The organism is Arthrobacter gyeryongensis (assembly GCF_039543785.1).
In the GTDB taxonomy this organism is placed as follows: domain Bacteria; phylum Actinomycetota; class Actinomycetes; order Actinomycetales; family Micrococcaceae; genus Arthrobacter; species Arthrobacter gyeryongensis.
Window position 1 is genome coordinate 95,116 of the sequence record NZ_BAABKK010000005.1, and the last position, 17,097, is coordinate 112,212.

16 protein-coding genes and 1 pseudogene are annotated in these 17,097 nt (G+C 64.7%); 1 reads left to right on the top strand and 16 read right to left on the bottom strand.

Features of this window, described 5'->3' with window-relative positions:
• The first annotated feature begins 678 nt into the window (after window positions 1-678).
• Window positions 679-2,184: an HNH endonuclease gene (locus ABEA18_RS03755; RefSeq protein WP_345447982.1), complete on the top strand. Its 1,506-nt coding sequence runs from the start codon at window positions 679-681 to the stop codon at window positions 2,182-2,184.
• Here the strand turns inward: ABEA18_RS03755 and ABEA18_RS03760 are convergent.
• From ABEA18_RS03760 to ABEA18_RS03835, 16 genes and pseudogenes are all read right to left on the bottom strand, one after another.
• Window positions 2,181-2,645 (bottom strand): Clp protease N-terminal domain-containing protein, encoded by a 465-nt coding sequence (locus ABEA18_RS03760; RefSeq protein WP_345447983.1) that lies wholly within the window; start codon window positions 2,643-2,645, stop codon window positions 2,181-2,183. The genes ABEA18_RS03755 and ABEA18_RS03760 overlap by 4 nt on opposite strands.
• Before the next feature lie 7 nt (window positions 2,646-2,652).
• The gene (locus ABEA18_RS03765; RefSeq protein ID WP_345447984.1) at window positions 2,653-2,856 is read right to left on the bottom strand and encodes a hypothetical protein; all 204 of its coding nucleotides are present in this window, start codon (window positions 2,854-2,856) and stop codon (window positions 2,653-2,655) included.
• A 31-nt stretch (window positions 2,857-2,887) separates the two neighbouring features.
• On the bottom strand, window positions 2,888-3,430 hold the full coding sequence (locus tag ABEA18_RS03770) for a GNAT family N-acetyltransferase (protein ID WP_345447985.1): 543 nt from the start codon (window positions 3,428-3,430) through the stop codon (window positions 2,888-2,890).
• The gene (locus tag ABEA18_RS03775) at window positions 3,427-3,882 is read right to left on the bottom strand and encodes an SRPBCC family protein (RefSeq protein ID WP_345447986.1); all 456 of its coding nucleotides are present in this window, start codon (window positions 3,880-3,882) and stop codon (window positions 3,427-3,429) included. Before ABEA18_RS03775 ends, ABEA18_RS03770 begins: the two co-directional genes overlap by 4 nt.
• An 80-nt stretch (window positions 3,883-3,962) precedes the next feature.
• Window positions 3,963-5,456: a CoA-acylating methylmalonate-semialdehyde dehydrogenase gene (locus tag ABEA18_RS03780; RefSeq protein ID WP_345447987.1), complete on the bottom strand. Its 1,494-nt coding sequence runs from the start codon at window positions 5,454-5,456 to the stop codon at window positions 3,963-3,965.
• Entirely contained in the window at window positions 5,456-6,481 is a 1,026-nt protein-coding gene (locus tag ABEA18_RS03785; protein WP_345447988.1) for a Gfo/Idh/MocA family protein, read from the bottom strand. Before ABEA18_RS03785 ends, ABEA18_RS03780 begins: the two co-directional genes overlap by 1 nt.
• On the bottom strand, window positions 6,478-7,365 hold the full coding sequence (locus ABEA18_RS03790) for a sugar phosphate isomerase/epimerase family protein (RefSeq protein WP_345447989.1): 888 nt from the start codon (window positions 7,363-7,365) through the stop codon (window positions 6,478-6,480). The genes ABEA18_RS03785 and ABEA18_RS03790 overlap by 4 nt, the downstream gene beginning before the upstream one ends.
• On the bottom strand, window positions 7,362-8,141 hold the full coding sequence (locus ABEA18_RS03795) for an SDR family oxidoreductase (protein WP_345447990.1): 780 nt from the start codon (window positions 8,139-8,141) through the stop codon (window positions 7,362-7,364). Before ABEA18_RS03795 ends, ABEA18_RS03790 begins: the two co-directional genes overlap by 4 nt.
• Before the next feature lie 2 nt (window positions 8,142-8,143).
• Window positions 8,144-9,166 (bottom strand): inositol 2-dehydrogenase, encoded by a 1,023-nt coding sequence (gene iolG, locus ABEA18_RS03800; RefSeq protein WP_345447991.1) that lies wholly within the window; start codon window positions 9,164-9,166, stop codon window positions 8,144-8,146.
• Between the two features lie 92 nt (window positions 9,167-9,258).
• Entirely contained in the window at window positions 9,259-10,191 is a 933-nt protein-coding gene (locus ABEA18_RS03805) for a hydroxyacid dehydrogenase (RefSeq protein ID WP_345447992.1), read from the bottom strand.
• 76 nt (window positions 10,192-10,267) lie between these two features.
• Complete coding sequence (locus tag ABEA18_RS03810; protein WP_345447993.1) at window positions 10,268-11,284, bottom strand: LacI family DNA-binding transcriptional regulator; 1,017 nt, start codon at window positions 11,282-11,284, stop codon at window positions 10,268-10,270.
• Between the two features lie 2 nt (window positions 11,285-11,286).
• Entirely contained in the window at window positions 11,287-12,504 is a 1,218-nt protein-coding gene (locus ABEA18_RS03815) for a Gfo/Idh/MocA family protein (protein ID WP_345447994.1), read from the bottom strand.
• 23 nt (window positions 12,505-12,527) lie between these two features.
• Window positions 12,528-13,325 carry an HpcH/HpaI aldolase family protein gene (locus tag ABEA18_RS03820; protein ID WP_345447995.1) on the bottom strand — a complete coding sequence of 266 codons (798 nt, stop codon included), beginning with the start codon at window positions 13,323-13,325 and terminating at the stop codon, window positions 12,528-12,530.
• Window positions 13,322-15,271: a 3D-(3,5/4)-trihydroxycyclohexane-1,2-dione acylhydrolase (decyclizing) gene (gene iolD, locus ABEA18_RS03825; protein WP_345447996.1), complete on the bottom strand. Its 1,950-nt coding sequence runs from the start codon at window positions 15,269-15,271 to the stop codon at window positions 13,322-13,324. Before iolD ends, ABEA18_RS03820 begins: the two co-directional genes overlap by 4 nt.
• 22 nt (window positions 15,272-15,293) lie before the next feature.
• Window positions 15,294-16,724: an aldehyde dehydrogenase family protein gene (locus tag ABEA18_RS03830; protein WP_345447997.1), complete on the bottom strand. Its 1,431-nt coding sequence runs from the start codon at window positions 16,722-16,724 to the stop codon at window positions 15,294-15,296.
• 31 nt (window positions 16,725-16,755) lie between these two features.
• Window positions 16,756-17,097, bottom strand: a pseudogene (locus ABEA18_RS03835) (sugar ABC transporter ATP-binding protein); the annotation flags it as partial.

Below are 17,097 nucleotides of genomic sequence, written 5' to 3' on the forward strand. Positions count from 1 at the left end.
GACTCTGCCGACTCGCCCTTCGGCTCACCGTTGGGCCCGAGGTTTTTCGGGTGCTGAAGTTCCTTCGGAAGCGTGGCAGGGTGACCGTTGGCGTCGAGGTAGATTTTAGCGAGCGCGGATCCCTGCTGTGACTGTGCAGACGCGGCAGCCTCGTCGGCCGGACCAATGACGGTTGTCGGAGACTGGGGACTAGGTTTCGTGGGCCGCGTGCCCGTAGCCAGACTCACTCCCGCGGCTGGTAAATCGGGCTGTGCCGGATCCTCATGGTCCTTAGCGAAAACAGCTTGCGGCTGAATCCCCACCAGAATAAGTCCGAGTGCAGTAGCTCCTGCACTTATTTTTTGACGCGTCAACATAAAGGTCCGCCTTTCAACCGATCCTGATTCAATCGCCTCCCCCCAAGTTGAAAGGCTGGTCGGAAAGTAACACCCCAGAACCACGAGCACCAGAGTTAAATCCAAACGCTGCATATATGCCCTGGAGCCCAAACGAAAGCCTCTTCACTCCCCAGGTAGAAGTTCCGTGAGGTCAACTTGGTCGTCGACCAAGTACAGCCCTGAAAAGAGAGACCGACAAGCGAGACACATGGCTGAATCAAACCGTCACAACGGACCGACCTGATCGGATGCAACATGGTGGAGAACTATTAATGTCAGACCCCTCTGGAATGCTTTGGTTATGGCCGGGAACCGGGGAACACAGCTGATCGGAGGAGGCGCGCCGTTCGGCGATGCGGTTCCGGAGGCTGCTGGCCCGTGCGTCCAGGGGCCGTGCCTTCGGGTGGAGGATCTGATCGACGCCGTGAGATCGCTTCGGCCAGGCTCCGTCAGTACTGAACTGATTGACCAGTTGCGTGCCCTGGAGGATCTGAAGTCCGCGGCCGCGGCTGCGCAGGCGAAGATCGCCGTCGCCTTCGATACCGCCCAGCGCAGCGCCGACGCGGCGGCGGGTGTCCCGGCCGAGGAACAGGGACGCGGCGTCGGAGCCCAAATCGCGTTGGCCCGGCGGGAGTCACCGGCCCGGGGATCCCGGCTCCACGGCCTGGCCAAGGCGCTCGTGAGCGAAATGCCACGCACCCTCGCCGCACTGGACACCGGACGGCTGAACGAATGGCGGGCGACCCTGCTCGTGAAGGAAACAGCCTGCCTGTCCGCCGAGGACCGCTGCGCGGTGGACGAGGAACTCGCCGCCGACACCGGGGCCTTCGACGGCGCCGGAGACAAGGCAATCATCGCCGCGGCGCGGGCCGCGGCCTACCGCCGGGACCCCCGCTCCGTCACCCAACGTGCCAGCCACGCCGCCACCGAACGGCACGTGAGCCTGCGCCCGGCCCCGGACACCATGACCTATCTGACCGCGCTTCTTCCCGTCGCGCAGGGCGTGGCCGTGCACGCGGCCCTGACCCGGCATGCAGACTCGCTGCGCTCCGGCGGGGACGCCCGCAGCCGAGGACAGATCATGGCCGATGCCCTGGTCGAACGCACCACCGGCACCCCAGGAGGGATCAGCGGGGTCGAGGTGCAGCTCGTCATGACCGACCGCACCCTCTTCCAAGGCGATACCGAACCGGCACGCCTGCCCGGCTACGGCATCGTCCCCGCGGGTTGGGCGAGGGAACTCCTGGCCGGGAACCAGAACCAGAACCAAGCCGAAGGTAGCAAACCCGGGCACGGCCAGCCCGGCCAAGACCAAGATCTCAAGCTCTGGCTCCGCCGTCTCTTCACCGCCCCCGGGACCGGCGAGCTTGTCGCCACTGATTCCCGGGCGCGGCTCTTCCACGCGGGCATGCGGCGCTTCATCCAGGCCCGCGACGACACCTGCCGCACCCCGTACTGCGACGCACCCATCCGGCACTTCGACCACATCATCCCCTGGCACGACGAAGGCCCCACCAGCCTGGCCAACGGTGCCGGCCTCTGCGAAGCCTGCAACCACATCAAAGAACTCCCCGGCTGGACGCCACAAACCAGAGCAGCAACAACACGCCCCGGGACACGGCATGTCCTCGACATCCGCACTCCCACTGGGCATACCTACCGCTCGACAGCCCCACCCCTGCCAGGCTTCCACCAGTCCGCTCCCAGCCAAGTGACCAGTAATTCGCCCGGCGCGGACCCGCCGACTATGACGGAACACTATTTCGGGGACCTGTACTATTGGCGCCCGCAACGACAGTCGGCCTAGGACTCCGGATTCTCGAGCCGGGCCTTCAGTGCCGCCGTATCCACGCCCAGCTTATGCAGCAGGACGGCAGCCGGATCCGGTTCATGCCGCTCCAGCAGGGCGAGCAGAAGGTGCCGCGCGCTGATCCTTCGGGCCTTCTCCCGGGTGGTCAATACCAAGGAGTCTTGGATGACTGAGCGGGCGGCCGACGTGAAGGTGGTTCGACTGCTTCCCTTGGGCGCATCCAGCGGGCCGAAATCCCCCAGCGTGATGCCCACGGCCTCCATCGCCTGCTGGTCGAGGGCATCGAGCTGGGCGCGGGCCGACTCCAGGTCTGTCTCCAAAGTCCGGCAGCTCTCGGGGTCGTGGAGCAATCCCAGCAGCAAATGGTCCGTGCCAATTCTGCGGTCTCCGCGGCGTTTGGCTTCCTCGGCGCCGGCATGGACAGCGGTCCTGGCTTCGCCGGCAAATCGTTCAAACATGACAGGCTCACTTTCCGTATTTGGCGTGGACCGACTGCTTGGAGACGCCCAAAGCATCACCGATTTGTTCCCAGGACCAGCCCTGCTGCCGCGCGATGGCCACGTTGGTGGCCTCGACTTTTTCGGCCAAGCGATGCAGGGCACCCACTGCGCGGAGGCCGATTGCCGGGTCCGTCGCAGGGATGTGGGAAGTCAGCTCATCACCGTTCATGCTGTCAGTTTGAACTGACAGCATGTACCTGTCAATACAGACTGACAGAATTCCCCTGTATGAGGATTGATCTGACGCGCCGCCGCATGGCGATCCTCGGCCAACGGCTCAGGCCCACCAAGCCCTCGCATTCCAGGATGCCCCGGAGTCCGTCCTCCAACATCTCCGGGCCCAGTTCCTCGAAACCCAGCCTGCGATAGTAGGGCGCATTCCACGGAACATCGCGGAAAGTGGTCAGGGTCAGCCACTCCAAGCCCTCCGCGTGCGCCCACTTTTCGGCGACGTCCAGCAGCTCGCTCCCGAGACCTTGCCGCGCATGCGATGGGTGGACACTCAACTGCTCCACGTGCGCATTGCCGTCGAGGTGTTCAAGCAGGAGATAGGCCACGGGTACGTCTGACGCGTCGGCAAAGACCAAAGCTCCGCCGCGTGCCTGGAAGATAGCCAACTCCGTGACGGTCAATGGCTCGTCGTCTGCAATAGCGTCCATCCCGCGAGAACGGAAGATCTCCCCCGCGGCGAATTCGATCGCGCGGAGCCGTTCCAGTTCGTCCGCGCGGGCCGCCCTGATCATGCGGCGGCACCGTTGCGGGCAAGGTATTCGTTGCGCTGTTCTATGAGGTTCTGCAGATATCGCCCCAGGAAGGCTTTCTCCGCAAGCCGGCCCACGACGCCGAAGGGCGCCGCGAACTCGACGCGATCGATCATGAGCGTGCCGCCGTCGTCGGGAAGGAACTCGTGCACGTGCCGGAAGAAACGGAAGGGACCCCGCACTTGCTCGTCCGTAAACGAATCAGGGAAGCGAAACCGTGTGATCCGACTGCTCATCCGCAGGGGCACCGCGAAATGCCAGGCCTGCCAGGTGACCTCGTCGCCTTCCGAGAGCAGCCCGGACACGACGCCGCCAACCGCACGTTCCCGGGACCTGGCCATGGAGCCGACGTGCGCGTCGACATTGCGGGCGAGGTCGAAGAGCTCCCCGGGCTCCATTCCGATATGAGTACGGCATGTGAACGACACAGTCATGCTTCGATCCTGCCACCGTTTCGCCCGGCCCACGTGACGGCTGCGCTGCAGCCAGCGCAGCCGTCACCGAGCGGTCCGCCTCAGTTGGACGGGAAGTTGTACGAAGCTCCCGAAGCGTGGGTCGACTCAGGCCAGCGGGACGTGATGACCTTCCCGCGGGTGTAGAAGGAGACGCCCTCGGGACCGTAGATGTGCTTGTCGCCGAACAGCGAGGCTTTCCAGCCGCCGAAGGAGTAGTACGCCACCGGAACAGGCAAGGGCACATTGATGCCGATCATGCCAACGTCCACTGAACGTTGGAATTTCCTGGCGGACGCTCCCGAGGACGTAAAGATCGCCGTGCCGTTGCCGTACGGATTGGCGTTGATCAGTCGGATGCCTTCATCCAGGTCCTCTACCCGCACCACCACCAGGACGGGTCCGAAAATCTCCTCCTGGTAAGCGCTCATTTCGGTCTTGACGTGGTCGATCACGGTGGGGCCGACCCAGAAACCGTCCTCGTGGCCGGGGACCACCAAGTCGCGGCCGTCCACGACCATCGCAGCACCGGCCTGCTCTGCTTCGGTCACCGTCTTGACGATGAACTCGCGGGACTCGGGGCTGATCACGGGCCCCATGTCGGCGTCGGCTTCGGTGCCGTTCTTGACCTTGACGTCGAGGGCACGCTCTTCAACCTTCTTGACCAGCAGATCGGCGGCATCGCCGACGGCGACCGCAACAGAGATTGCCATGCAACGCTGCCCGGCGGAACCGAACGCGGCTGCGGCCAGGTGGTCGGCGGCGTTGTCGAGGTCGGCGTCGGGCATGATGATGGCGTGGTTCTTCGCCCCGCCCAAGGCCTGGACCCGCTTGCCGTGAGCCGTCGCTACTTCAAGGATGTGCTTCGCAACAGGAGTGGAACCCACGAACGAGATGGCGTCCACGTCAGGGTGCGTCAGGAGCCCGGAGATGACATCGCGATCACCGTGCAGGACCTGGAATACACCGTCGGGCAGGCCCGCTTGCTTCCACAGCTTTGCCAGCAGCATCGCAGCCGAGGGTACTCGGTGGGAGGGCTTGAGGATGAACGCGTTTCCGGTCGCAATCGCCATCGGCGCCATCCACAGCGGCACCATGACCGGGAAATTGAACGGGGTAATGCCCGCGACCACGCCGACGGGCTCCCGGAACGAGAAGACATCAATCCCTGTGGAGACCTGGTCCGAGTACTCACCCTTGAGCAACTGCGGGATGCCGCACGCGAATTCGATGACCTCGAGTCCACGGCCGATCTCGCCCTTGGCGTCGTTGAGGACCTTGCCGTGCTCGGCGGTGATCAAGGCAGCCAATTCGTCCACATGCGAAGCCACGAGTTCACGGAACTTGAACAGCACGGCGGTGCGCTTGGCCAGCGAAATGTCGCCCCAGGACGCAGCAGCCTTCTTTGCGGCGGCAACGGTGGCGTCCAGATCAGCCAGGTTGGCCAGGCGAAGCTGGGCCGTCACGGCACCCGTGGCCGGGTTGTAGACAGGCTTGGTGCCCGTGCCGCTGCCGGCAGCCTCGGCTCCGCTGATGAAGTGGTTGATGATGGTCATTACTGCTCCTGTAGTAGGTGGTGCTCCACGGCATGTACTTCGTTGACATCCCGCGGCAAGCCGGTGGCGAGTGATTCCTGGAGCGCCAGCCGGACGGCCAGGTTTTGTTCGGTCAATTCCCTGTGGACAAGTTCGGGTCCGGAGTTGCGCACCCACGCGCTGAACCGTTCGATTTCGGTTTTGAACGGGTCTTCCCCGATGTCGACTGATTCGGTCCGGCCGTCGCGGAAGGACACGGTAACGCGGGCAATTTCGCCCGGGTCCGGGTCGAAAGCCTTGTCCAGGGTGATGTGGCCTTTCGTGCCGATGATCTGGAACGTGTTGGTGCGCGGGCCTTCGAAGCCGCAGTCCAGCGTTCCTAGGACATCCCCATAGTCCAGGATCGCGGCCATGGTCGTTTCCACCGGGTCCGTGCGGCTTGTGCCTTTGCCGTAGACGGTTTGTGGCGCACGGCCCATGACCATGTTCATGATGTCGACGGCGTAGCAACCGACGTCGTTGAGCGCACCTCCGTCCATTCCCGGCTGGAGGCGGACCTCGCCTTCGCTTCGGTCCATGACGAAGTGGAAGCGGGCGTGCATGGACACCAACTCGCCGATCTTGCCCGAGTCGATGAACTCACGGACCTTCTGGTGCTGGGGATGGAAGCGGTACATGAACGCTTCCATCAGGTTCACCCCGTTGCGTTCGCAGGCTTCCAGCACCCGGCGATAGTCGTGGGTGTTGGCAACGAGTGGTTTCTCGCAGAGGATGTCCTTTCCAGCCTCTGCGGCCGCCACAATCCAATCGGCATGCAGCGAGTTGGGGAAGGGCAGATAGACGGCTTCGATGCTTGGATCGGCCAGCAATTCCTCGTGGGAAGAATAGGCGGCCGGGATGCCGAAGCGCTCTGCAACTTCGGCAGCCTTTCCGTTCGGGCTGCTGATGGCCGACGCAACTGCGTTCCGAGCCCGGCTCATGGCGGGCAGGAACCTGCCTTGGGCGATCCGTGCCGTGGTCAGCACTCCCCAGCGGACCGCGCTCATCGGTTGATTTCCGTTTCGAGTTGACGCAGGAAGGCCACGGACTGCCGCACATCCCGGACCGGACCGTCGTCGGTAGGTTCGGCTTCGAGGATGGTGTCTTGCTCCATGGTGAACCAGCCCTCGTAACCGGCGTCCAGCAGGTCCCGGACGATTCCGGCGATGCCTACGTCGCCTTGGCCCAGCGGCACGTACATCCCTGCCTTGACGCCGTCGGTGTAGGAAATCTCACCGGCCTGGACACGCTGCGCGACGGCGGTTCGCACGTCCTTCAGGTGGGTGTGGCCGATACGGGCTGCGTAGCCGCGGACGAGCAAGGCAGGATCGGTGCCACCGATGAGCAGGTGACCCGTGTCGAGGCACAAGTTCGCAGCAGTGTCGTTCAGGACCCGGTCAACATCCGAGGTGCTTTCAATCATGGTTCCCACGTGCGGGTGGACCACCGCCTGGATACCTTTGTCAGCGGCGGCCTTGACCACGGCGTCGAGGTTCCTGCCGAACAGCTCCCAGCCTTCGGCGTCGAGCTCGTGGCGCTGGTCGTAACCTGCGACGCCCGTCTCCGCGGCAAGGACCATGACGCTGGCCCCGGCTGCTTCGTACGCGTCCAACTCGGCCGACACGACATCCAAGGGGTTCTTGGACGGATCGTGCAGGATGACTGGGAAGAATCCGCCGATGGCCTGGAGGTTGTGCCGCTTCAGCACCTCCGCGCGTTGGGTGGCCTGCTCGGGGAGGAAGCCGGCGGGGCCGAACTCGGTGGCACTGATTCCCAGCTCCGTCATTTCGGACAAGACCCTGTCGGCCTCAAGCTGGTGGCCCCATCCGGGGACTTCACAGACGCCCCAGGAAATGGGTGCTGCGGCAAGGCGCTTGGTGATGGTGCTCAATCTGATCCTCCGTATACGTTTTGGTCCCAGTCGATGACCGAGCCTGTGACAACACCGCTCCTGTCGGAGAGGAGAAAGACGATGAATTCGGCGATCTCGTCCACTTGGCCGAGCTTTCCCATGGGGACGGATGCGTTGGCCTTTTCGAGCCAGTCGTCCCCTGCGCCGTGGAATTTCTTCTGGGTTTCGGCTTCGCCGTCCGTGGCGGTCCAGCCGATATCCAGCCCGTTGATGCGGATCTTGTCCCAACGGTGGGCATGCGCCGCATTGCGGGTTGCCCCGGCCAGGCCGGCCTTGGCCGCCACATACGGCGCCAAGTACGGCTGCCCGCCCAGTTCGGCGATCGAGATGACGTTCACGATGCTTCCTGGCACACCCCTGCTACAAAGATGCTTGATGGTTTCGGCCATGATGAAGAACGGCGATTTCAGGTTCACCGCGATGTGCGCGTCGAAAAGCTCGGGCGTGGTGTCCAGCATGGTGCCACGGGTGGTCAGGCCCGCCGCGTTGACCGCGCAGTCGAGTTGCCCGAAAACGTTGATCGTCTCAAGCACCGAGTTCCGGGCCTGTTCGACGTCGGCGAGGTCCGTCTTGATGAACCGGGTTTCGACGCCGGAGGCTGTGATCTCCGCGGCGAGCCGTTCACCTGAGTCCGCGTTCCGCCCGGTGATCGCAATCCCGGCCGCACCTTCGGCGGCTGCGCGTCGTGCGACGCCGGCCCCCAAACCCTGCGTGCCCCCGCTGATGAGGATCACTTTGTCTTGGAGAAGTGGCATGGCTACGGCTGCCCGATCTTAACTGCGCGGCCCGAGCGGGCGGACTCTTCGGCAGCGTTGGCCAGGGCAAGTGCCTGCAGGCCGTCGTCGAATCCCGGGCTGCAGGCAGTGCCCGAGCGGATGGCCTTGGCGAAACTGTCCAGCTCGTTCCGGTAGGCCTCGGCGTAACGCTCCAGGAAGAACGGCAGGTAGGCGTCCGCCTCTTCGGTGCCGGTAGCACCGTACTTGCGCACCGTCGTCGGGCTGACGTTGCCCGCGTTGAGCATTCCCTCGCTGCCGAACGCCTCCAGGCGCTGGTCGTAGCCGTAGGCGCTGTGGCGGGAGTTGGTGATGGTGACGAGTTCGCCTTCGCTTCCCCTGAGGGTGATGACCACGGAGTCGAAGTCACCGGCTTCCTCGATGTAGTCGCAGAACACGTTGGTACCGGTAGCGGAAACTTCGATGATGTCCGGCACGAAGAACCGGGCCATGTCCAGGTCGTGGATGCTCATGTCCCGGAAGATCCCTCCCGAGGTGGCAATGTAGGCCGCCGGCGCGGGCGCGGGGTCCCGGCTGATGATGGTCAGCTGTTCGAGGCGGCCGATCTCGCCCCCTGCGACGCGTGACTGGATGGCCGCGAAGTTCGGATCGAAGCGCCTGTTGAACCCGAGCATAAGGGGCGTGTTGTTGCCTCGGATGGCGTCGCGGCAGGCGAGCGCACGATCGATGTCGAGGTCGATTGGCTTCTCGCAGAGGGCCGCCACGCCTTGAGCCATGGCGCGTGCGATCAGCTCCACGTGCGTGTTGGTGGGCGAGCCGATCACGACGGCGTCAAGGTCGCCGTTCGCGAAGACCTCGTCGGCCGACTCGACGGCGACAGCGCCGGTTCCGGCCGCCAACTTGCGGGCTCCTTCAATGAAGGGGTCGGCGATCCATGCCAATTCCAGGTCCGGGTGGGCAGCGATGTTCCGAGCATGGACCTGCCCGATACGGCCCGATCCGAACAACGCAACTTTGAGGGGCTTCACGGCTGGTTCAGTGGACATGTGTGGAGGTCCTTTCTAGCGAGTTGCCCGGGAAAAGCCGGGCTTGGATTGGTTTTGGACGATTGACGGGGACGTGCCTGGCTTGGGACCTGTCATGGCGCTGCCACCGCGGCGGGCGTGCGGCCAGCGAGGACGTCGACCGCACCTTGGGCGGCGTCCCTGACGGTGTGGGCCATGCCTTGCCGGGTGAATCCCATCAGGTGCGGAGTCAGGACCACGTTTTCATGGTCGAACAGCGGGTGGTGCGCGGGCGGCTCGGGATCGTACACATCCAGGCCGAGCCCGGAGAGCTGTCCGGACCGCAGCGCCTCGCATGCGGCGTCGAGGTCGATGAGGCCGCCACGGCTGCAGTTGATGAGGACCGCTCCTGGCTTCATGACCTTGAGGCGGTCCGCGTTGATGAGGTTCTGGTTTTCGGGTGTCAGGGGCACGTGGAGGGTAGTGAAGTCGCTGCCTTCAAGGAGCTCCTCTACGGTGTCGCACCGGATTTCCGCGGGAACCTCCGCGAACGGATCGTAGGCGAGGACCTTGAGCTCGAAGGCTTCGGCGATCCGCGCTACCCTGCGGCCAATGCGGCCGTAACCGATGATTCCGAGCGTGAATCCCTCGAGGTCTCCGACGCCGACGGCGGCACGCTGCTCCCAGCGTCCCTCGCGGACCAGCGCGGTTAGTGGGGAAAGCTTCTTGACGAGCGCCAACAGGTGGGCGAACACGCCTTCGGCCACGGAAGCCGTGTTGCTTCCCGGGGTGATGATCACCGGGATTCCGCGCCGGTTCGCTTCGGCAACGTCCACGAGCTCGGTTCCGACGCCGGTCCGGGCGATGACTTTGAGGGCCGGCATGCGGTCCAACAGTTCCCGGTCCACGCGGTAGGCGGCCCTGACGATCGCGGCATCGGCGTTGGCCAGGTCCTCATCGGTGGGGTCCTGGATGAGTCGCTGGTGCTCGGACAGGACCGGTTCCACCAAGCCGGGTTCGACGCTGCCGAGAGCGACAAAGATTTGGGGTGTTGTTATGGAAGCCATCGTCATCCTTGAAGATGTGGAGGTATGGGGCTGCGCCGAAAACGGCGTAGTTACGAGGTGTTCTTCAGTCCTGTGTTTAGAGACCGAGGAGGCTGGATTTCCGCACGACCAAGTGGGGCGTGACGGAATGGTGGACGAAACCGCTGCCCTCACCATGGATGCGTTCCAGGAGGGTTGTGGCCCCTGTGACGCCAATGGTGGAGCTGTCCGGGTCAACGGTGGTCAGTCCCAGGCGCGGCATGGCACCAAGCGCGATGTTGTCATAGCCGGTGACGGCTATTTCGACGCCGCGTTCATCGGCAGCCGTCATGGCACCAAAAGCGGCAAGGTCGTTGATGCAGGCCAGCGCTGTGGGGCGCTGGTGCGTGGAGCGGGAACTCAGGGCCCTTTGGGCGGCAACATAGCCGGACTCCTGGAAGAAGTCGGCGTCGACCACACGGATGTAACGGGCCAGACCGTGCTCTTCCATTGCTGCCGAATACCCGTCCACGCGTTCCCGGCCAACCGAGCCACCCAAGCCGCCAAGGTGCACGATGTTCTCGTGTCCCTGGGCGATCAAGTGCTCAACAACCATGGACATGCCGAGGGCATCGTCGCTTCGCACGATATCGGCGGTATCGATGTAGTCCGGTCCACCACCTGCAAAGACCACAGCTCCGCCGGAAACGGCCCGGCTGAACGGTGCTTTGTCAGGCACGGTTCCGACGACGAGCAGGCCCGCGACCCGCAAGTCCCGGAAGGCCTGGAGGATGGACTGGTCCACTCCCCTGCCCGCCGCCGTGACCGCACTGAAGAGGACCGTGTGCCCGGCCTCTTCAAGTACGGTCCGTGCGGCGTCGGCTACGTCGAAGGCCCAGGGATTGTGCATGTCGCTGACCAGCACACCGATGGTTCCGCTGTCCCGTGTTGCCAGGGACCGGGCCGCGAGGTTCAACTCGAAGCCCATCTCTTCAACAGCCTTGAGCACCCGCTGGCGGCGTTCGTCACTGACGCGCGGTGAGTCGCGCAGCACGAGTGAGACCAAGGACTTGGAAACGCCGGCGCGTTCTGCCACGTCCATGATCGTCGGTCGCCGGGCGGATGAAGGTGCCATGGTTACACCCGCGCTGCCGTGGTGCCGTGGATTTCCTCGATCTTCTGCCATTGACCGGACAACGAGGATGCTTCCGCGGCGCTGACAATGGCAGCGGCTGAAGCGGCGTCGTGGATGTTGGAGTTTTCCTGAGGCCCTCCAGTGACGGCGACGAGGAACTTCTTGGCCTCGATGACCTTGAGGTCGTCAAAACCCATGCTGTTGCCGGGCCCCGGTTGGAAGTGTGCGTAATCGCCGTGACGAGGGCTGGCGTTGACCGTGGTGTAACCCTGCTCGTCGTTGTTGCGGCCCAGGCAGACCTTGAGTTCGTTCATGCGCTCGAAGTCCCATTTGAGCGAGCCTTCGGTCCCATAGACCTCGATCTGGTAACCGCATTCGGGGCCCACGGCAACGCGCGAGGATTCGATGGTGCCGACGGCGCCTGCCCCGCGGGCGGACGGGCCGAAGCGGACCAACGCTGCAGCGTAGTCCTCATTCTCGACCTCTCCCATTTCACCGTTTTCGATCACCGCGAAGTGCGTCCCTGACCCCATCGCCAGCTTGGGCCGCTGCGTGTAGACCGTGCTTGTGAGCGCGGTTACCTCGGCGATGGGCCCAACTACATATTGGCACAGGTCCGTAGCGTGGCTGAACAGGTCCGCCAGCACGCCGGTGCCGGCTAGTTTCCGGTCAAAGCGCCAAGACAGGGCGCCATTGGGCTCCGACGCGTACCCGGAGAAGAACACTGCGCGGACGTTCGTGATGCGCCCAAGGCGCCCGTCCGCGATGAGCTTCCTGGCGTGCTCCACCGCCGGGGCGTGGCGGTAGTTGTAGCCGATGGAGGTCACGACGCCGGCCTCCACGGCGGCTTCCTGCACGGCTGCGGTTTCCTCATAGCCGCGTCCAACAGGCTTTTCAATCCAGAAGTGCTTGCCCGCTTTGGCCGCTGCTATGCCGATCTCGGCGTGCAGGAAGTTGGGGGCGCAGATGGAAACGACATCCACGTCCGGGTGGTTCAGGACATCGTGGTAGTCGGTGGTGCCTTCCGCGAAGCCAAGGACTTCGCGGGCGTAGTCCACCCGATCCGGCGCTGTGTCCGCCGCGATGACGAGCTTGGTGGTCAAGCCAAGCTCCGGGTACGCGTACGGGACCGTCTGGTAGGCGCGCGAGTGGAGCTTTCCCATCCATCCGACGCTAATAAGGCCTACACCGACTGTGCGGGATTCTGGGCTCACGTTCATGCCTTTCTCGTTGAAAATTCTTGTCAATTGCGGGCGGTGTCGAAGGCGTCCCGGAACGCCGCCGCCATGATGGTGGAGTCCGAGCCGATGGCCACGAAGCGGAAGCCCTGGCCGACGTACTTGGCTGCCGCCATGCCGTCCACCGCGAGGATGCCGGCAGCTTTGTTGTGCAGTTCCGCGGCCGCGACCACCCGCTGCAGCGCCTCTTGGAAGGCACTGCTATCCAGTTGCATCGGAACACCCAAAGCGAAGGACATGTCCATCGGTCCGACGAAGAGGACATCCACGCCGTCCTGCGCCGCGAGCTCCTCCACGTGTTCCAGTGCGTCGAGGGTTTCGATCTGGACGATTCCCACGGCTGACTGCTGGTCTGCGCTCAACGGAGCCCGGTCCATGCCCCAGCGGCACGCGCGGTTGTACGTTGCCACGCCGCGGTCGCCGTAGGGCGGATACAGCATGTGCTTCACGGCCTGGCCGGCTTCCTCAACGGAGTTCAGGCGGGGCACCATGATGCCTGCCGCGCCTAGGTCCAAGACCCGGCCAATGCGGATCCGTTCCCCGCTCTCCACGCGAACAAGGGTGGGGACGCCATAGCTTCCGGCGGCAAGGACGCCGTCGCGGACGGCATCCTCGCCTCCGGAACCGTGCTCAAGATCAATCAGAACCCAGTCAGCTCCGGCAGCGGCGCACACTTCCACCGCGGTGGCTGAAGCCATGCCAACGAAGGTTCCCAGGGTCACCTCTCCGGCTGCCAAGCGGCGCCGCAGCCGGCCGCCGTCGAGCGGTCCGCCGTCGTGGTTACCGCCGCTCAAGGTGCTCATCCGAACCACCGCTGGCGGCTCTTTGCCTGCTCGTAGTCCGAGCGCAACGCGCGGACCCATTCCTGTCCGGACACTTCCGCGGGAGCTACGTCCCACCAGACGTCGCCGCCGGGCAGGTCCACGTGGGGAACAGTTGGCACCACGATCACGACGGGTCCTTGGGTGTCGCGCGTGGAGGCCAGCGCCTCCCGGACCTCTTCCGCGGTGGTGGCCCGGATGGCGAGGGCGCCCAGGCCTTCGGCGATCTGCCGGAGGTCCACCTTGAGGTAGTCGCCGTCCAGCCGCGCCTTGGGGGCGTCGTCGACGGCGACGCTGCCACCCGTGGTGCGGTAGCGGAATTCGTTCCCGAATTCGCGTCCCATGCGGTTCATTTGCAGGCGGTGGATGACCTGGTAGCCGTGGTTCTCGGAGACGACAACCGTGACGTTGAGGCCTTCCTGGGCCGCCGTGAGGATTTCCGTGGGTGCCATGAGGAACGTGCCGTCGCCGATGAAGGTGACCACGCGGTTGTCGTTATTGCCCTCGGCCAAGCGGACGCCCATGCCGGCCGCGATTTCGTAGCCCATGCAGGAGAAGCCGAATTCCAAGTGGCAATTGCGGTTGCCCGTGGCATCCCAGACTTTTTGCAGGTCACCGGGAGGTCCTCCGGCTGCCGCAATGATGGTGTCGCCGGATCGCGCGTGCTCCTGCATCAGTCCGATCAGCTGCGGCTGGGTCAGGACGGCTCCGGTGACGGGCGCGTCCGGGTGGTCCTCCGGGCGGTAGGCAGTGTCGGCATCGAGCCACTGGGACCGGATCGGGGCCCACTTTGCCTTCTCGGAATGGACCGTTTCCTGCCAGTTTTCGGCGGTGCTGTGGCCCTCCAAGGCCCGGGCAAGTGCTTCCAGGCCAAGGCGGGCATCCGCGAGGATCCCGGTGGCGCCTTGCTTGCGGGTATCGGCGTCCACGATGTTCAAGGACGCGAATCGGACGTCCGGGTTTTCGAAGATCGATTGGGAGCCGGTCGCGAAGTCGGTGAGGCGCGTGCCGACGCTGAGGACCAGGTCGGCTTGCTTGACCAGTGTGTTGGACGCGAAGTTGCCCTCGAGTCCGACGCCGCCCACTTGCCACCATTCGTCCTTCGTCACGGCGCCCTTGCCGCCGAAGGTCTCGACGACGGGAATTCCCGTTTGCCCTGCCAGCGCCTCGAGGGCCGCGTGGGCGTCGGAGTAGTGGATGCCGCCACCGGCGATAATCACCGGACGCTCGGCCGAACGGATGAGCCGTGCGACGTCGTCGACCTCTTCCAGGTCCGGCAACGGACGCCGGATCTTCCAATCGCGCGGCTCGAAGAATTCGGCCGGGAAGTCGTAGGCGTGGGATTGCACGTCCTGGGGCAGCGAAATGACCACTGCACCCGTGTCAGTGGGGCTCGTGAGCACGCGCATTGCCTGCGGAAGCGCCGTCAGCAGCTGCTCCGGGCGATTGATCCTGTCGAAGAAGCGCGATACGGGCCGGAACGCGTCGTTGACCGTGGCATCAGCCTCGGTGGGGTGTTCCAGTTGCTGCAGCACGGGTCCCTGGTGACGCGTGGCGTAGGTGTCGCCGGGCAGGAGCAGCAGGGGAATCCGGTTGACCGTTGCCAGGCCGGCGGCGGTCACGAGGTTGAGCGCGCCCGGGCCGATGGAGGCCGTGACCGCGAGGACAGCCTGGCGGCGGCTCGCCTTGGCATACGCTGTGGAGATATGGGCCAGGTACTGCTCGTGCCGGCCTTGGATGAACGGCATGTCATCCGCCAGTTCGTCCAGTGCCTGGCCGAGGCCTGCCACGTTGCCGTGGCCGAAGATGCCAAGGGCAGCGGGGACCAAGCGGCGGCGGACGCCGTCAACGAGCGAATACTGTGCCGAGAGGTACTTGACGACCGCTTGGGCCGTGGTGAGCCTGATGGTCTGCGATGGTGTGGTCATTGCCTTATTCCCGTTGTCGTGGTTACCAGGGGCGTCCGTGCAGGACGACCGTCTTCTCTTCGGTCATTTCCTGGACAGCAGAACGGACGCCTTCCTTGCCGATTCCACTGCCTTTCAAGCCGCCGTAGGGCATGAGGTCCGCCCGCCACAGCGGCGACCAGTTGATATGGATGTTGCCGGCGTCGATCTGCCGCATCGCCTGTACAGCTCCGGCGACGTCGCTCGTGAAGATGCCCGCGCCGAGTCCGTACTCGTTGTCGTTGGCCATCGCGATGGCGCTTTCCATATCCGGCGCGGAGGAGACCGCGACGGCGGGTCCGAACAGTTCGTTCCGGCTCAGCGCGGATCGCGGATCGACGCCGGCGACGACGGCGGGAGTCACCACGGCGCCGTCACGGTCACCGCCGGTGAGGACCCGGGCACCGGAATGGCGGGCCTCGAGGATCGATGCGTGGACGCGTGAGGCTTCCTCTTCGGAAATCAGGGAGCCAAGCCGGGTGTCCTCTTCTTTGGGGTTGCCCAAGGCGATCGCTTCAACCTTCGGGACAAGCGCGTCCAGGAAGTCTTTCTCGACGCGGCGGTCAACGATGACCCGCTGCACCGAAATGCACACCTGGCCTGCGTTGACGTAGCCGCCAGCCGCCACCGCAGTGGAGGCGAGTTCGAGGTCGGCGTCCGGCAGGATGATTACCGGGCACGAAGCGCCCAACTCAAGGGACAGCTTCTTCACGCCCGCGATCGAGCTGATGCGCGTTCCGATGCTGGTGGAGCCTGTGAAGGACACCTTGCGGACCCGCGGGTCCGTCACGAGCACGTCGCCCAGGGAACTGCCGGGTCCGGTGATCACGGACAGCGCCTCGGGCGGTAGGCCGGCGTCGACGAAGCACTGCGCCAGCTTCAGCGCCGTCAGCGGCGTTGCGCGGGCGGGTTTAAGCACGACGGCGTTACCGGCTGCCAGCGCGGGTGCAATTTTGTGCAACACCAGCAGGGCCGGGTAGTTGAACGGGGTGATGGCGACGACGATGCCCACCGGCTGCCGCAAGGTGAAGCCGATCTTGTCCAAACCGGTTCCGGCATTTGCGTCCAGCGGAAGGGTGGAGCCGTACAGTTGGCTTCCTTCGTAGGCGGCGAGACGGATGATGTTCCCGGAGCGGCTGGCCTCGCCCCGAGCCTCTGTGATGGGCTTGCCGGATTCGGCGCTAATAGTCTGGGCAATGTCCTCGGCACGTTCATCTGCCAGGGCGGCTGCGCGCAGGAGGATATCGACACGCACGTGGGCCGGTGTTGTCCTTTGCAGGTGGGCGCCGATTTCGGCCCGGTCAAGGGCGGCTTGGGCGTCCTGGACCGTCGCAACGGGGACTGTGTCGATCGTCCGGCCGTCGAAGGGCGAGCGGACTTCCTCGGTCCTTCCGTCGGCGGCGCCGCGCCAGTTTCCGGCTATTAGCATTTCCATGGTGGCTCCATCAGGTTGTAAACGTTCGCGCTTAGTGGCGCTTGGTGTTGCTTTCGTATGCGGCGTCGGTGACTTCGGCGACTTCGGCTTGGACTTCCTTGAGTGCTTCGGTGTGGCCGCCGAGTTGTTCGAGTTCGTGGGCGAGTTCGGCCAGTTCCGCGCCGCCGGCCATCTGGGCGGTGAGTTCGTCCAGGGTGATGTCCTTCTTGTCGTAGTAGCCGATCGACTTCCCGCGTTTGAGCAGCAGGAACCGGTCCCCCACGGGGAAGGCGTGGTGCGGGTTGTGCGTGATGAAAATGACGCCGAGCCCGCGGTCGCGGGCCTGCAGGATGTAGCGGAGCACGACGCCGGACTGCTTGACACCCAGCGCCGC

Excerpts from the sequence above, each read along its gene's own strand:
- ABEA18_RS03755 (WP_345447982.1), top strand. The coding sequence starts at position 679 with ATGGCCGGGAACCGGGGAACACAGCTGATCGGAGGAGGCGCGCCGTTC.
- ABEA18_RS03760 (WP_345447983.1), bottom strand. The coding sequence starts at position 2,645 with ATGTTTGAACGATTTGCCGGCGAAGCCAGGACCGCTGTCCATGCCGGC.
- ABEA18_RS03765 (WP_345447984.1), bottom strand. The coding sequence starts at position 2,856 with ATGAACGGTGATGAGCTGACTTCCCACATCCCTGCGACGGACCCGGCA.
- ABEA18_RS03770 (WP_345447985.1), bottom strand. The coding sequence starts at position 3,430 with ATGATCAGGGCGGCCCGCGCGGACGAACTGGAACGGCTCCGCGCGATC.
- ABEA18_RS03775 (WP_345447986.1), bottom strand. The coding sequence starts at position 3,882 with ATGACTGTGTCGTTCACATGCCGTACTCATATCGGAATGGAGCCCGGG.
- ABEA18_RS03780 (WP_345447987.1), bottom strand. The coding sequence starts at position 5,456 with ATGACCATCATCAACCACTTCATCAGCGGAGCCGAGGCTGCCGGCAGC.
- ABEA18_RS03785 (WP_345447988.1), bottom strand. The coding sequence starts at position 6,481 with ATGAGCGCGGTCCGCTGGGGAGTGCTGACCACGGCACGGATCGCCCAA.
- ABEA18_RS03795 (WP_345447990.1), bottom strand. The coding sequence starts at position 8,141 with ATGCCACTTCTCCAAGACAAAGTGATCCTCATCAGCGGGGGCACGCAG.
- iolG (WP_345447991.1), bottom strand. The coding sequence starts at position 9,166 with ATGTCCACTGAACCAGCCGTGAAGCCCCTCAAAGTTGCGTTGTTCGGA.
- ABEA18_RS03805 (WP_345447992.1), bottom strand. The coding sequence starts at position 10,191 with ATGGCTTCCATAACAACACCCCAAATCTTTGTCGCTCTCGGCAGCGTC.
- ABEA18_RS03810 (WP_345447993.1), bottom strand. The coding sequence starts at position 11,284 with ATGGCACCTTCATCCGCCCGGCGACCGACGATCATGGACGTGGCAGAA.
- ABEA18_RS03815 (WP_345447994.1), bottom strand. The coding sequence starts at position 12,504 with ATGAACGTGAGCCCAGAATCCCGCACAGTCGGTGTAGGCCTTATTAGC.
- ABEA18_RS03820 (WP_345447995.1), bottom strand. The coding sequence starts at position 13,325 with ATGAGCACCTTGAGCGGCGGTAACCACGACGGCGGACCGCTCGACGGC.
- iolD (WP_345447996.1), bottom strand. The coding sequence starts at position 15,271 with ATGACCACACCATCGCAGACCATCAGGCTCACCACGGCCCAAGCGGTC.
- ABEA18_RS03830 (WP_345447997.1), bottom strand. The coding sequence starts at position 16,724 with ATGGAAATGCTAATAGCCGGAAACTGGCGCGGCGCCGCCGACGGAAGG.